A 13441-nucleotide genomic window follows, 5' to 3' on the forward strand; every position below is an offset into this window, starting at 1 on the left:
ATACGTCGCGCGGGCGCGGCGAAAAACCGGTGGGTGCGACAAATCATCATTGCAGAATCCGCAGTGAGACAGATTGTCGCGGGGCAATTTCACGCAGCCGGGAGGCGGCCGCGGGCCTCGGGTCTCACGCCGAGGGCCTTGAGACGGCCGAAATCGGCGAAAAACCGCGGGCTCGTGTCCGCCCTGCCCCGATGAATGCGCGCGCAACGATGTCCGCATCGGCACGCGATGCGGACATCGTGCGCGGCGTCACGCGCTCAGCCGTGCGCCGCGGCCATGTACGCCGGCTGCGCCGGTGCGCCGCCGTCCCCGGCCGGCAGCTTCGAACGGCTCGCTTCCTCGATCAGCCGTGCGACGGTCGGATCGATCGCGTCGGTGAACGGCTTCGGATCGACGCCCACCATCAACACGATCAGCGCGAGCGACGCGAACATCACGATCTCGCGACGACTCAGGTCGGCGAGCTTCGCGATACGCGGACCCGCGATCTTGCCGAACACGACGCGCTTGACCATCCACAGCGTGTACGACGCGCTGAGGATCAGCGTGAGTGCCGCGATCGCGCCGATCCAGAAGTTGACGCGGATCGCGCCCATGATGACCATGAACTCGCCGACGAAGCCCGACGTGCCCGGCAGGCCGACGTTGGCCATCGCGAACAGCAGCGCGAACGTCGCGAAGCGCGGCATCACGCCCGCCACGCCGCCGTACGCGGCGATCTCGCGCTGCTTCGTGCGATCGACCAGCACGCTCACGCACAGCAGCATCGCGCCCGCGACGAAGCCGTACGACACGAGCTGCACGATCGCGCCTTCGACGCCGATCTGGTTGAACAGGAACAGCCCGAGCGTGACGATCCCCATGTGCGCAACCGTCGAATACGCGAGCAGCTTGCCGAGATCGGTCTGGGCGAGCGCGATCAGGCTCGCGTAGACGATCGCGAACAGCGACAGCGCGATCACGGCCGGCGCGAAGAAGTGGCTCGCGTCCGGCGTGATCGGCAGCGCGAAGCGCAGGAAGCCGTAGCCGCCGAGCTTGAGCATCGCGAGCATCAGCGCGGCACCCGTCGGGCCGTCGGTGTAGACGTCGCGCAGCCACGTATGAACCGGCCACATCGGCACCTTGACCGCGAACGCGGCGAAGAAACCGAGGAACACCAGGAGCTGCGGCGCGAAGCCGAGCTGCAGCGTGCGCCATGCGTTCATGTCGAACGTATGCGACTTCGCGTACAGGTACAGCATCGCCATCAACAGCAGCAGCGAACCCGCGAACGAGATGAAGAAGAACTTCACGGCCGCGTAGACGCGATGCTCCCTGCCCCACGTGCCGATCAGCAGGTACAGCGGAATCAGCGTCGCCTCGAAGAAGATGAAGAACAGCAGCCCGTCCTGCGCGACGAACACGCCGACCATCAGCCCCGACAGGATCAGGAACGACGCGTAGTACTGCGCGACCCGCACCGTCACCGCTTCCCACGACGCGATCACGACGACGAGCGTCGTGAAGGCGGTCAGCACGACGAGCCACAGCGACGCGCCGTCGATCCCGACACGCCAGCCGGCGTTGAAAGCCGCCAGCCAGTTGCGGGTTTCGGCGAACTGCATCGCGGCCGAGTGCGAATCGAAACCGGTGACGAGCGGCACGACGGCGGCCAGCCCCGCGAGTGCGCCGACCAGCGCGATCAGCCTCGTGCGATGCGGATGACGGTCGGAACCGGCGCGCAGCAGGCACGCGCCGAACAGGATCGGAACCCAGATCGCCAGGCTCAGAAAGGGGAAATCATGCATGTCAACAGGCCTTGAGAGGGTCGCGCGCTGCATCGGAAACAGGCGTGACGAAGGAAACGAAATCAAATCGACAGATAGATTTCGCGGACCGCCAATGTTGGCAAAATGTAAAGCGGAATCAGGGCAAAGCTTGACGCCGCTCAAGCGCAATCGGGTTAACCAGCATAAGGCGAATGATTATTTTTTGCATCGCAGCAGAGGAGCTTTTCACGACGCCCGGATAGATCGCTGATTTTTATGTGTAATTTTTCGTATTGTGATGCGACGCCGATCGCACGAATCGGTGCGATGCCGCATTTTTGGCCGGAAGACCGATTCTTCGGGGCGCAAGCGTGGAATGCGGGGAAGGATGAATGAGAGCGATTCAAACCTTACACGGATACTTTCATTTTTATTTCACCGGCCGCCGATCGCCGCGATCCGGAACACCGGAAATCGCGGCGCATTCCGTCAGCGCTGATGGCTCAGCCTGTCCCATACGCGCATCGTCACCGCGCGATAGTGGTTGTGTTGCGCGGGGAAATGGACGAAGCGGCTGTCGCGCGTCGCATAGACCGGCGATGACGCGAGCGACATCGCATCGACGATGTAGCGCGCGTCGATCATGCCCGCCTCCAGCAGTTCGACATAGATCGCCTGCTGGTCGCCGCCGCTCGCATAGACCGACGACCGATCGCCGATGCGCTCGATCCGCGCACATATGCGTTCGACCAGTTCGCGCATTGGCGCGACGTTACGCACGCCGATCATGCACGAGTTGATCGCCCAGGCCGTGTGGTCGGTGCCGATCACGAAATCGCGGCCGTCGACCACGCCGTCGACCGTCTGGCGCTGGTCGATCGCGAGGATGTCGGCGTCGACCCAGAACACGAACGCGTGATCCGGCAGATGTTCGCGAATCAGGTGCAGCTTCGCCCAGTTCGCATCGACGCCGGCCGGCAGGAGCGCGGGCGGTTCGCGATACGCGTGGTACGCATAGCCGTGTCGCGTGCAGTAGCGAACGAAGTTCTCTTCGTGAAGATCGCCGTAACCGGCGATGTGCGACGTGTGCAGGCTCACGAACGCAATGCTTGCATGCGGGTTCAGGTGTCGCGCCGGTTCGCGCGGGCGTTGCTGCGCGGTGCGCCAGTCGTCCATCGCGCTCGGCTGCTCGCCCCGCTGGACACGCGCCGCGTCGTCGACGAGCGCGAGCACGTAGCGAAAGTCGTAGTCGGGCGTCGGCGCCCATACGCCATCGATCTGCTGCCATTCGGGCGCCTGGTGCGCCACGAGCGGATGCGCGCCGACGACCGCGTCGATCGCTAGCCCGTCGCGCCATACCGTCTGGGCCGACGCGAAATGGCCGGTCGCGAGCGGCTGATCGAACGGCAGCGGCGGGAAGTGCTCGGCAAGCAGCGTCGCCTCGCATGCGTGTTGCCGCTCGGGCAGGCGCATCGCCCACTTGCCGAGCTCGACCACCAGCTTGCGCAAGCACTCGCGCACGTCGGGCACGTTGCGAAAGATCATGCCGCTCGCGGCGGGCAACGACGACTTCGAGGTCTGCGTCGTGACGATCGCGTCATAACCGTCCGCGACGGCCGGCAACGCATGCTGGCCGAACACGACCGAGAACGAATCGAGCACGAGCAGCAACGCGCCCTGCTCCATCGCGACGAGCTGCGCGATGATCGCGTGGTACTTGTGCAGCACCTGCTGGCGCTCGCCGTACACGTGCGTGCCGTCGACGATCGCGTGCCGGTAGCCGTGGGCCCGCGCGTAACGTTCGTGATTGTCGACGAGCCCGTCGACGGGACGGTGCGAAAGGATGGTCAGTACGGAATGCATGCGTGCCGGAACTCCCGATTGAGCCGCGCGAGGCGATACGCCTATTTAGCGCATGAGCGCCGCTCGAGTCGAGCATTGATTGGCTGTCCGGACGAAGCGTGGCGCCGGGCGGTGCGTGCGGAAACGACGCCGGAAAAGAAAAAGCCCCGCAAGTCCGAGAACTTGCGGGGCTTTGTCACCGCTTTTGGCGGAGACGGAGGGATTCGAACCCTCGATCCAGGTTTTGGCCCAGATGCTCCCTTAGCAGGGGAGTGCCTTCGACCTCTCGGCCACGTCTCCCAAACTTTCGCTCGCACCAGGGAGGCAGTGCGACGAGAACGAGATAATATAGGGTTTCGAACCGTGCGTCAATTTCCGTGATGCATTTTCTTCAATGCATCACGAAAAAATTCACGCGGCCTGGTCGAGTTCGAATGCCTTGTGCAGCGCGCGGACGGCCAGCTCCATGTATTTCTCGTCGATCAGCACCGAAATCTTGATTTCGGACGTCGAGATCATCTGGATGTTGATGCCCTCTTCCGACAGCGTGCGGAACATCTTGCTCGCGACGCCCACGTGCGAACGCATGCCGACGCCGACGACCGACACCTTCGACACCTTCGGGTCGCCCTGCACGCGCTCGGCGCTCACATGGCCCTGCACCTGGTTGGTGAGGATGTCCATCGCCTTCTGGTAGTCGCCGCGGCCGACCGTGAACGTGAAGTCCGTCTTCCCTTCGACGCTCTGGTTCTGGATGATCATGTCGACGTCGACGTTCGCGTCGGCGACCGGGCCGAGGATCTGATACGCGATGCCCGGCTTGTCGGGCACGCCCATCACCGCAATGCGTGCTTCGTCGCGCTGGAACGCGATGCCGGAAATGACTGCCTTTTCCATGGTCTCGTCTTCTTCAAAAGTAATCAGGGTGCCCGAGCGCATTTCTTCGTCGAGCGCAATCAGCGGATCGGTCAGGCTCGACAGCACGCGCGTCTTCACCTGGTATTTGCCGGCGAATTCGACCGAGCGGATCTGCAGGACCTTCGAGCCGAGGCTGGCCATTTCCAGCATTTCCTCGAACGTCACGCGATCGAGGCGTCGCGCCTCTTCGACCACGCGCGGGTCGGTCGTGTAGACGCCGTCGACGTCCGTATAGATCAGGCACTCTTCGGCATCCAGCGCGGCCGCGACCGCCACCGCCGACGTGTCCGAGCCGCCGCGGCCCAGCGTCGTGATGTGGCCGTCCGGATCGACGCCCTGGAAGCCCGTGATGATCACGACCTTGCCGGCGTTCAGATCGGCCTTCACGCGCTCGTCGTCGATCGAGTGGATGCGCGCCTTCGTGAACGCGCTGTCCGTCTTGATCGGCACTTGCCAGCCGGCATAGCTCACGGCCTCGACGCCGATTTCCTGCAGCGCGATCGACAGCAGGCCGACGCTGACCTGCTCGCCGGTCGACGCGATCATGTCGAGCTCACGCGGGCTCGGCTGGCTCGAAATCTCTTTCGCGAGACCGAGCAGACGGTTGGTTTCGCCGGACATCGCGGACGGCACGACCACCATCTGGTGCCCGGCCTGATGCCATTTTGCGACGCGTTTCGCGACGTTCTTGATGCGCTCGACCGAGCCCATCGAAGTGCCGCCGTATTTGTGTACGATGAGTGCCATTGTCGTTCTGAACTGGAGGAGAAGCCGCACGGGCGCGCTGGGCAGGCCGCGTTGCCGTTCGGTCACGCGGCTTGTGGCTGTGGACGGACGACGAGGGGGACGGCTGGGACGCAACACGCAAGCGTGACGGATTTTGCCCGGAAGGCCGATCAGGCCGCGCAAACCGGGTACGTCACGCGGAAAACCTGCACAAATCGCTCAAAAATCGAGCCGAGCAAACGACCGAGCGTACCCGATAGAGGCCCGCTTGACAAGCCGCTCGCCGGTTCGGCAAGCGTTCCGGCGCTGTTTACCAAATGGTGAAAACCGGCGCGCGATCGCGCGGCGGCAAGCGTGTCGCCGCTATGCGATCAGCAGGTCGGGACGCCATTCGATCCGGCGCCACGCGCCGGCATCGGCCAGCCCGTCGCCGTGATTCACGCCGAGCCGCGGCACGTAGACGAGCCGCTCGCCCGCAAACAACAGCGGCACGTCGCGCTGCCAGGCCGGCACGCCGCGCTCCTGGAACAGATTCTTCAGCGTGCGGCCCGGGCCGCCGGGCGACGTACGCAGCCGCTCGCCGCCCGCGCGGGCGCGCGCGGCGAGCGTCGCGCCGCGCAGCAGCGCCTCCGGCACCGCGCCGTCGCTGCCGGCCTCGGCCGGCGCGAACACGAACGTGCCGCGCCATGCCGGCACGCGCCAGACTTCCTGGCCGTCCCACGCGAGCGAGGATTCGGGATGCGGCGTTCCGGTGCCGTCGTCGGCCGGCTCGGCGCTGTCGCCCGCCTCCCAGTACACGGTGTCGCGATAGAGCCGCAGGCACTGCCCCGCGTGATCGACCCGCAGCGCATGCGCGTCGTGCGCGGCGCGCAGCTGCCGCATCATGTTCGCCAGCCGCCCCGCCGACGCACCGGGCAGCCCGAGCCGGCGCATCCAGAAACGCAGCAGGTTGGCGCCGCGCGTATCGTCGAACGCGACCAGCGCATCGCGCGACAGCGCGCGGCCGTCGTCGCGCGCGGCGCCGGCGAAATCCAGTTCAGCGAGATCGTCGAGCAGCCGCTGCGCGGCGGCCGCATGCTGGGCCGCGCGGCCCAGCGCATCGCGAAAACCCGGGAAATGCACGGCGAGCGCCGGCAGCACGTCGATGCGCAGCGCATTGCGCGCGTAGCGCGTGTCGCCGTTCGATTCGTCGTCGATCCACGTCAGCGCGCGCTGCGCCGCATAGCGCTCCAGTTGCGCGCGCAACAATCGCAACAGCGGCCGCACGCGCTCGACGCTTGCGCCGTCAGGCCGATAACGCGGTGCCATCGCGGCCAGGCCCGCGATCCCCGCGCCGCGCAACAGCTGAAGCAGCACGGTCTCCGCCTGGTCGTCCGCATGCTGCGCGACCCAGAGCGCGGCCACGCCGTGGCGCTCGCACATCGCGTCGAGCGCCGCATAGCGGCGCTCGCGCGCGGTCGCCTCGATGCCGAGGCCGCTGTCGCGCGGCACATCGACACGCTCCGACTCGAACGCGACGCCAAGTTGCCCGGCCGTCGCCTGCGCATGCGCGACCCATGCGTCAGCGTTCGCGCTAAGGCCGTGGTGCACGTGCAGCGCGACGCAACGCGCGGCGCCCGCCACACGCACGGCCGCGTCGAGCAGCACCGTCGAGTCGAGGCCGCCGCTGTACGCGATCGCGATGCGCGCATCGGCCGGCAGATCGGCAAGCGCAACGCCGACCGCGTCGAGGACGACACGGTCGGCGGAGAATTCGGTCGGGGGGATCACGAGCGAGACGCGCGCCGGACGGCGCGCGATGCGAACACGCCGGTCATGCGCCGGGCGTGGTTTCCTTGAACTTGCCGTAGGCCATCAGGCGCTCGAAGCGGCGCTCGCGCAGCGCATCGATGCTCATGCCCTGGAACTGGCGCAGCGAATCGGCGAGCGCACGGCGCAGCAACGCTGCCATGCCCTTCGGATCGCGGTGCGCGCCGCCGAGCGGCTCGTTGATGATCTTGTCGATCAGGCCCAGCGCCTTCAGGCGATGCGCGGTCAGGCCCAGCGCTTCCGCGGCCTCGGGCGCCTTCGCGGCGCTCTTCCACAGGATCGACGCGCAGCCTTCCGGCGAGATCACCGAGTAGGTCGAGAACTGCAGCATCATCACGGTGTCGGCCACGGCGATCGCGAGCGCACCGCCCGAACCGCCCTCGCCGATCACGGTCGTGATGATCGGCGTCTTCAGTTCGGCCATCACGTACAGGTTGCGGCCGATCGCCTCCGACTGGCCGCGCTCTTCCGCGCCGATGCCCGGGTATGCGCCCGGCGTGTCGACGAACGTGAAGATCGGCAGCCCGAATTTCTCGGCGAGACGCATCAGCCGTTCGGCCTTGCGATAGCCTTCCGGACGCGGCATCCCGAAGTTGCGCGCGGCGCGCTCCTTCGTGTCGCGGCCCTTCTGATGGCCGATCACCATGCACGGATGGCCGCCGAAGCGCGCGAGGCCGCCGACGATCGACAGGTCGTCCGCGAACGCGCGGTCGCCATGCAGTTCGTGAAAATCGGTAAACAGTTCCGCAACGTAATCGAGCGTGTACGGACGCTGCGGATGCCGCGCGATCTGCGAGACCTGCCACGGCGACAGGTTCGCGTAGAGGTCCTTCGTCAGTTGCTGGCTTTTCTTCGACAGCCGCTCGATTTCTTCCGAAATATCGACAGCCGAGTCGTCCTGCACGAATCGCAGCTCTTCGATCTTGGCCTCGAGTTCGGCGATCGGCTGTTCGAAATCCAGAAACGTGGTCTTCATGTGTTCGAATCCTTGGGTCTTGCGGCAGCGCGTATTCTACCCGCGCGGGCGACGTGCAAAACCGGCTCTCAACTATTGATGTTTAAAACCCGATAGCCGTCAATCGGCGTCGGCGTCCGGTGCGTCGAGGCTGCGCCACATGTACCAGGTCGCGACGGTACGCCACGGCTCCCAGTTGGCGGCCACTTCACGCGCCTCGCTGCGCGTTACGGGCTCCCCGCTGAAGTAATTGACGCTGATCGCGCGGATCAGACCCGGATCGTCGAGCGGCAGCACGTCCGGCCGCGACAGGTTGAAGATCAGGAACATCTCGGCCGTCCAGCGGCTGATGCCGCGGATCTGCGTGAGTTCCGCGATCACGTCCTCGTCGTCCATCGACGTCCATTTGTCGACGTGCAGCGCGCCCGACACGAAGTGTTGCGCGAGATCGAGAATATATTCCGTCTTGCGCTTCGACAGCCCGCACGCGATCAGCTTGTCCGCGCCGAGCCGGATGACCGGCTGCGGTGCGAGTTTCGGACACGCATCCTCGATGCGCGCCCACAGCGCCTGCGCGGACGGAACCGAGATCTGCTGGCCGACGACCGAACGCGCGAGCGTGACGAACGGGTCGCCGCGCTTCACGAGATGCGCGGGGCCGAACTTCGGGATCAGCTTCTTCAGGATGCGGTCGCGCTTGACGAGATCGGCGCTCGCTTTATCCCAGTACGCGGGACGCACGACGCCATCGGCGCCGTCGACTGCCGCATCGGCTGCCCGCACCTTGCGGGCCGCGTCGGCGGCCGCCATCGCGACCTCCGGCTGCGCCGCGTCCACGCCCTTCGCGCGCGCGGGCTTTGCATGACCGTTGAGCGCGCCGTTCGGCACGGCGCGCGTCGCGTCCGCCTTCGCCGCTGGCGCGCGCTTGGCTGCCGGACGCGCGGCGAGCGGAGTCGCACGCCTGACCGGCGCTTTTCTGGCCGTTGCCATCCTGCCTCCTACCTGACGGATCGGTCAGTGGAACGCATCGCGCTCATACGCGACGCCATTCGGTCGATCCGCCCGGTTTGTCTTCAAGTGCGATACCGGCGTCGAGCAGTTCCGCCCGAATCCGGTCCGCTTCGGCATAGTCCTTCGCTTGCTTCGCCGCGACACGCGCGGCGATCTTCGCTTCGATTTCGTCGGCTGCGAGCCCGCCCGCCTGCGCGGCACCGGTGCCCTGCTGCAGGAACGCGCGCGGTTCGCGGCCGAGCAGGCCCAGGAGGCCCGCCAGTTGTTTCAGTTGCCGCGCGAGCGATGCATCGCGCGTGCGATTGACTTCACCCGCCAGTTCGAACAGCGTCGCCACCGCGACCGGCGTGTTGATGTCGTCGTTCATCGCAGCCGCGAAACGCTGCGCGTGCGGCTCGTTCCAGTCGAGCGCGAGCGTGTCGGGCTCGACATCCTTCAGCGCCGTGTACAGGCGCGTGAGCGACGCGCGCGCGTCGTCGAGATGCACGTCGCTGTAGTTGAGCGGCGACCGGTAGTGCGTGCGCACGATGAAGAAGCGCATGACCTCGGCGTCGTACCGTTCGAGCACTTCGCGGATCGTGAAGAAGTTGCCGAGCGATTTCGACATCTTCTCGTTGTCGACCTGCACGAAGCCGTTGTGCATCCAGTAGTTGACGAACGTCTGGCCGGTCGCGCCTTCGCTCTGCGCGATCTCGTTCTCGTGGTGCGGGAATTGCAGATCCTGCCCGCCGCCGTGGATGTCGAAATGCTCGCCGAGCAGCGTGCAGCCCATCGCCGAGCATTCGATGTGCCAGCCCGGCCGGCCCATCCCGTACTTCGATGCCCACGACGCACCGTCGGGCTCGTCCTCCTTCGCGCGCTTCCACAGCACGAAGTCGAGCGGATCCTGCTTCGCATCGTTTGCGGCAACGCGCTCGCCCGCGCGCAGGTCGTCGAGCGACTTGCCCGACAGCTTCCCGTAGTTCGCGAACTTGCGCACCGAATAGTTGACGTCGCCGTCGCTCGCCTGGTACGCGTAGCCGTTCGCCTCGAGCTTCTCGATCATCCCGAGCATCTGCGGAATGAACTGCGTCGCGCGCGGCTCGATGTCCGGACGCTGGATGCCGAGCGCCGCCTCATCCTCGTGCATCGCGCCGATGAACCGGTCGGTCAGCGACTTGATCGTCTCGCCGTTCTCGACCGCGCGGCGGATGATCTTGTCCTCGATGTCGGTGATGTTGCGCACGTACGTGACCCGATAGCCGATCGCACGCAGCCAGCGCTGGACGAGGTCGAATACGACCAGCATGCGCGCGTGGCCCACGTGACAATAGTCGTAGACGGTAATCCCGCATACGTACATCCGCACTTCGCCTGACTGGCGCGGCACGAAAACTTGCTTGTCACGCGCGAGCGTGTTGTAGATGCGCAGTGATTCCATAGAGATGAACCGTGAGCCGAAGGAAACCGCCCTGGCGAAGCTCGCCCAGCATGCGAAACGGACGGACCACCTGCTGCGGCTCGCCGCCGCGCGTCCTCGATATCACATGGGGCGGTCAGGCTGCAAGCACAGCGGTGACGGCCACGAGAGGCAAAGAAAGACTGTCTGCCGCTCGCCGGAACGCGCAGACGTTTTGTTAGAATGGCTCGGAGTATAACATTCCGATTTACGCCTATGAAACCTCATCGCGGCCGCGCGCCGAGCGCTGCGACCCTCGTTGCGACCGCCGTCATGGGCGTCGCACTGACGCTGTTCGCGGCCCCCGCGGCGCATGCGCAGAAGGCCCCGGCCACCGCCGACGGCACGCCCGAAATCGACGCGTCGATCTCCGGCAAGCAATGGAAACAGGCGCTCGCGCAACTCGACGCGCGCATCGCGGCGAATCCGCACGACGTGCAGGCGCAGTTCAAGCGCGGCACCGTGCTCGCCCGCCTGAACCGCGACGACGACGCGATCCAGCAGTTCGTCGCGATCACGCAGGCCTACCCCGAACTGCCCGAACCGTACAACAACCTCGCGGCGCTCTACGCGAAGCACGGCCGCTACGACGAAGCGCGCAGCGCGCTCGTCACCGCGACGCAATCGAACCCGAGCTACTCGCTCGCGTACGAGAACCTCGGCGACCTCTATCTGCGCCTCGCAGCCGAATCGTACAAGCGCGCGCAAGCGCTCGGCCGCACGAGCGGCGCGACCGCACAGCGCCTCGCCGACCTGCAGAAGATCGTGTCGCCGCCGAAGCCGGCCGCCAACGCGCGCGGCGTCACGCCGGCCACGCGCGCATACACCGATCGCGCCGCCGCAAACGTGAGCACCACCACGCTGCCGATGTCGCCGACGTTCCAGTTCAACGGTCCGTCCGGTGCGCTGGCAGCGCCGTACGTCGCGCCGTCGCAGTAAGCGGCGCAACCTCCCCTCCCTCCCAACCTGAGGATCGCAATGAAACGTCTGTTGCTGGCGCTTGGCGGCGCCGCCCTTCTCGCGACCGCGCCCGCGTTCGCGCAATCGGCCACCGCGCACCCCGTCGTGCAGCTGAAGACCTCCCAGGGCGACATCCGTGTCGAGCTCTACCCGGAGAAGGCGCCGAAGACGGTCGCCAACTTCCTCGACTACGTGAAGGCCGGCCAGTACAACGGCACGATCTTCCATCGCGTGATCAAGGGCTTCATGATCCAGGGCGGCGGCTACAAGACCAACTTCGAGGAGAAGCCGACCCGCGCGCCGATCCCGCTGGAAAGCCGCAATGGTCTGAAGAACCTGACGGGCACGATCGCGATGGCGCGTACCAGCGATCCGAACTCGGCCACCGCGCAGTTCTTCATCAACACGGTCGACAACAGCGGCCTCGACTACCCGAACCCGGACGGCAACGGCTATGCGGTGTTCGGCAAGGTCGTGTCGGGCCTCGACGTCGTGAAGAAGATCGAAGGCGTGGCGACGACCTCGCGCGGCCCGATGCAGGACGTGCCGGCCCAGCCGGTCCTGATCGAATCGGCCAGCATCGTTTCGAAATAAGCACCTGCCGGCACGTCCGGCGCCACACGCGGCCGCGTCGCACGACCGGCCGCGTGCCATTTAAACCGCCTCACCGAAGGAATTCATCATGGTTGAACTGCACACGAACCACGGCGTGATCAAGCTCGAGCTGGACGCCGCGAAGGCACCGAAGACGGTCGAGAACTTCCTCAACTACGTGAAGAAGGGCCACTATGACGGCACGGTGTTCCACCGTGTGATCAACGGCTTCATGATTCAAGGCGGCGGCTTCGAGCCGGGCCTGAAGCAGAAGCCGACCGACGCGCCGATCGACAACGAAGCGAACAACGGCCTGAAGAACGACAACTACACGATCGCGATGGCGCGCACGAACGATCCGCACTCGGCGACCGCCCAGTTCTTCATCAACGTGAACGACAACGATTTCCTGAACCACTCGTCGCCGACGCCGCAGGGCTGGGGTTACGCTGTGTTCGGCAAGGTTGTCGAAGGCCAGGATGTGGTCGACAAGATCAAGGGCGTCAAGACGGGCAACGCGGGCTTCCACCAGGACGTCCCGACCGACGACGTCGTGATCGAAAAGGCCGTGGTGGTCTGACCCACAGCCGTTACGGAGGCACTTCGATGTTGCAGGAGAGTCCGCCGCGAAGCGTCTCCGCGGGCGTGCCGGGCGAGCGCGAATACGCGCAAGCCGCACGCCCGTTCCTGTTTCTCTCCGATCTGCACCTGAGCGAGGCGATTCCGAAGACGGTCGCCGCGTTCGAGCATTTCGTGAAATACACGGCCGACAGCGCCGACTCGGTGTTCATCCTCGGCGACCTGTTCGAATACTGGATCGGCGACGACGTGCTCGACCACGATCCGTTCGCGGCACGCATGGCCGCGCTGATGCATACGTTCTCGGAGCGCGGGATCGCGCTTTACGTGATGCACGGCAATCGCGATTTCCTGCTCGGCCGGCGCTTCATGAAGGCGGCCGGCGCGATGCTGCTGCGCGACCCGGCGCTGATCACGTCGTTCGGCCAGCGCATCGTGCTCACCCACGGCGACGCGCAATGCACGGCCGATCGCGGCTATCAGATATTTCGGCGGTTTGCCCGCAATGGCGTCGCGCAGGCGCTGTTTCTCGCGTGGCCGTTCCGCTGGCGCCGCGCGCTCGCGCAACGGATGCGTTCGAACAGCGAAGCGGGCCGGATGCGCCCCGCTTCGGCGATCTACGATGTCACGCGTGAAGGCATCGCCGCGCTGTTCCGGAAGAGCCGTGCGAGCGTGATCATTCACGGCCACACGCATCGCCCCGCGCGCCACCTCGAACCGGGCGGGATTCGCTGGGTACTGCCCGACTGGGATCTCGACCACGGCATGCCGCGCGGCGGCTATCTGCGCGTCGACGCCGAAGGCATCCACGCGATGCCGCTCGACTGACGCGAGCGACACGGCCGCAGCTGCCGGCGGCCG

At 66.0% G+C, this 13441-nt stretch carries 11 protein-coding genes, 1 tRNA gene and 1 pseudogene; 5 read left to right on the plus strand and 8 right to left on the minus strand.

Annotation, left to right across the window (positions count from 1 at the left end; all coding sequences use genetic code 11):
* Positions 1 to 257 precede the first annotated feature (257 nt).
* The 4 genes from DIE12_RS23275 to DIE12_RS23295 all read right to left on the minus strand — a co-directional run bounded on the left by DIE12_RS23275 (position 258) and on the right by DIE12_RS23295 (position 5255).
* Positions 258 to 1787 carry a NuoM family protein gene (locus DIE12_RS23275; RefSeq protein ID WP_124488279.1) on the minus strand — a complete coding sequence of 510 codons (1530 nt, stop codon included), beginning with the start codon at positions 1785 to 1787 and terminating at the stop codon, positions 258 to 260.
* Between the two features lie 450 nt (positions 1788 to 2237).
* Entirely contained in the window at positions 2238 to 3611 is a 1374-nt protein-coding gene (locus DIE12_RS23285; protein WP_124522111.1) for a hypothetical protein, read from the minus strand.
* Positions 3612 to 3796: 185 nt separating this feature from the next.
* Positions 3797 to 3890, minus strand: a tRNA-Ser gene (locus DIE12_RS23290).
* Positions 3891 to 4001: 111 nt separating this feature from the next.
* A complete protein-coding gene (locus tag DIE12_RS23295) occupies positions 4002 to 5255 on the minus strand; it encodes an aspartate kinase (protein ID WP_040144529.1) in 1254 nt (417 codons plus the stop codon).
* Here DIE12_RS23295 and DIE12_RS39090 point away from each other — a divergent pair.
* Positions 5238 to 5475, plus strand: a pseudogene (locus tag DIE12_RS39090) (hypothetical protein); the annotation flags it as partial. The gene DIE12_RS23295 and the pseudogene DIE12_RS39090 overlap by 18 nt on opposite strands.
* A 122-nt stretch (positions 5476 to 5597) precedes the next feature.
* Here DIE12_RS39090 and tilS read toward each other — a convergent pair.
* The 4 genes from tilS to cysS all read right to left on the minus strand — a co-directional run bounded on the left by tilS (position 5598) and on the right by cysS (position 10429).
* Entirely contained in the window at positions 5598 to 7004 is a 1407-nt protein-coding gene (gene tilS, locus DIE12_RS23300; RefSeq protein ID WP_124522113.1) for a tRNA lysidine(34) synthetase TilS, read from the minus strand.
* 43 nt (positions 7005 to 7047) lie between these two features.
* Positions 7048 to 8019, minus strand: a complete 972-nt coding sequence (locus DIE12_RS23305) for an acetyl-CoA carboxylase carboxyltransferase subunit alpha (protein WP_006478433.1) — start codon at positions 8017 to 8019, stop codon at positions 7048 to 7050.
* A gap of 99 nt (positions 8020 to 8118) precedes the next feature.
* Positions 8119 to 8988 (minus strand): DNA-3-methyladenine glycosylase, encoded by an 870-nt coding sequence (locus DIE12_RS23310; protein ID WP_124488283.1) that lies wholly within the window; start codon positions 8986 to 8988, stop codon positions 8119 to 8121.
* 43 nt (positions 8989 to 9031) lie between these two features.
* Complete coding sequence (gene cysS, locus DIE12_RS23315; protein ID WP_044847975.1) at positions 9032 to 10429, minus strand: cysteine--tRNA ligase; 1398 nt, start codon at positions 10427 to 10429, stop codon at positions 9032 to 9034.
* A 234-nt stretch (positions 10430 to 10663) separates the two neighbouring features.
* Between cysS and DIE12_RS23325 the strand changes: the two genes are divergently transcribed.
* The 4 genes from DIE12_RS23325 to DIE12_RS23340 all read left to right on the plus strand — a co-directional run bounded on the left by DIE12_RS23325 (position 10664) and on the right by DIE12_RS23340 (position 13408).
* On the plus strand, positions 10664 to 11386 hold the full coding sequence (locus DIE12_RS23325; protein WP_185500418.1) for a tetratricopeptide repeat protein: 723 nt from the start codon (positions 10664 to 10666) through the stop codon (positions 11384 to 11386).
* A 39-nt stretch (positions 11387 to 11425) separates the two neighbouring features.
* Complete coding sequence (locus tag DIE12_RS23330) at positions 11426 to 12001, plus strand: peptidylprolyl isomerase (RefSeq protein WP_012364186.1); 576 nt, start codon at positions 11426 to 11428, stop codon at positions 11999 to 12001.
* A gap of 88 nt (positions 12002 to 12089) precedes the next feature.
* The gene (locus DIE12_RS23335; RefSeq protein WP_006483987.1) at positions 12090 to 12581 is read left to right on the plus strand and encodes a peptidylprolyl isomerase; all 492 of its coding nucleotides are present in this window, start codon (positions 12090 to 12092) and stop codon (positions 12579 to 12581) included.
* A gap of 26 nt (positions 12582 to 12607) precedes the next feature.
* Positions 12608 to 13408, plus strand: coding sequence for a UDP-2,3-diacylglucosamine diphosphatase (locus tag DIE12_RS23340; RefSeq protein WP_044847977.1), 801 nt, complete (start codon positions 12608 to 12610; stop codon positions 13406 to 13408).
* The last annotated feature ends 33 nt before the right edge of the window (positions 13409 to 13441 follow it).

This window comes from Burkholderia sp. Bp9015 (genome assembly GCF_003853505.1).
Lineage (GTDB): Bacteria > Pseudomonadota > Gammaproteobacteria > Burkholderiales > Burkholderiaceae > Burkholderia.

Bases quoted from the DNA above. Each gene is read 5' to 3' on its own strand.
- DIE12_RS23275 (WP_124488279.1), bottom strand. From the start codon at position 1,787: ATGCATGATTTCCCCTTTCTGAGCCTGGCGATCTGGGTTCCGATCCTG.
- DIE12_RS23285 (WP_124522111.1), bottom strand. From the start codon at position 3,611: ATGCATTCCGTACTGACCATCCTTTCGCACCGTCCCGTCGACGGGCTC.
- DIE12_RS23295 (WP_040144529.1), bottom strand. From the start codon at position 5,255: ATGGCACTCATCGTACACAAATACGGCGGCACTTCGATGGGCTCGGTC.
- DIE12_RS23305 (WP_006478433.1), bottom strand. From the start codon at position 8,019: ATGAAGACCACGTTTCTGGATTTCGAACAGCCGATCGCCGAACTCGAG.
- DIE12_RS23310 (WP_124488283.1), bottom strand. From the start codon at position 8,988: ATGGCAACGGCCAGAAAAGCGCCGGTCAGGCGTGCGACTCCGCTCGCC.
- cysS (WP_044847975.1), bottom strand. From the start codon at position 10,429: ATGGAATCACTGCGCATCTACAACACGCTCGCGCGTGACAAGCAAGTT.
- DIE12_RS23325 (WP_185500418.1), top strand. From the start codon at position 10,664: ATGAAACCTCATCGCGGCCGCGCGCCGAGCGCTGCGACCCTCGTTGCG.
- DIE12_RS23330 (WP_012364186.1), top strand. From the start codon at position 11,426: ATGAAACGTCTGTTGCTGGCGCTTGGCGGCGCCGCCCTTCTCGCGACC.
- DIE12_RS23335 (WP_006483987.1), top strand. From the start codon at position 12,090: ATGGTTGAACTGCACACGAACCACGGCGTGATCAAGCTCGAGCTGGAC.
- DIE12_RS23340 (WP_044847977.1), top strand. From the start codon at position 12,608: ATGTTGCAGGAGAGTCCGCCGCGAAGCGTCTCCGCGGGCGTGCCGGGC.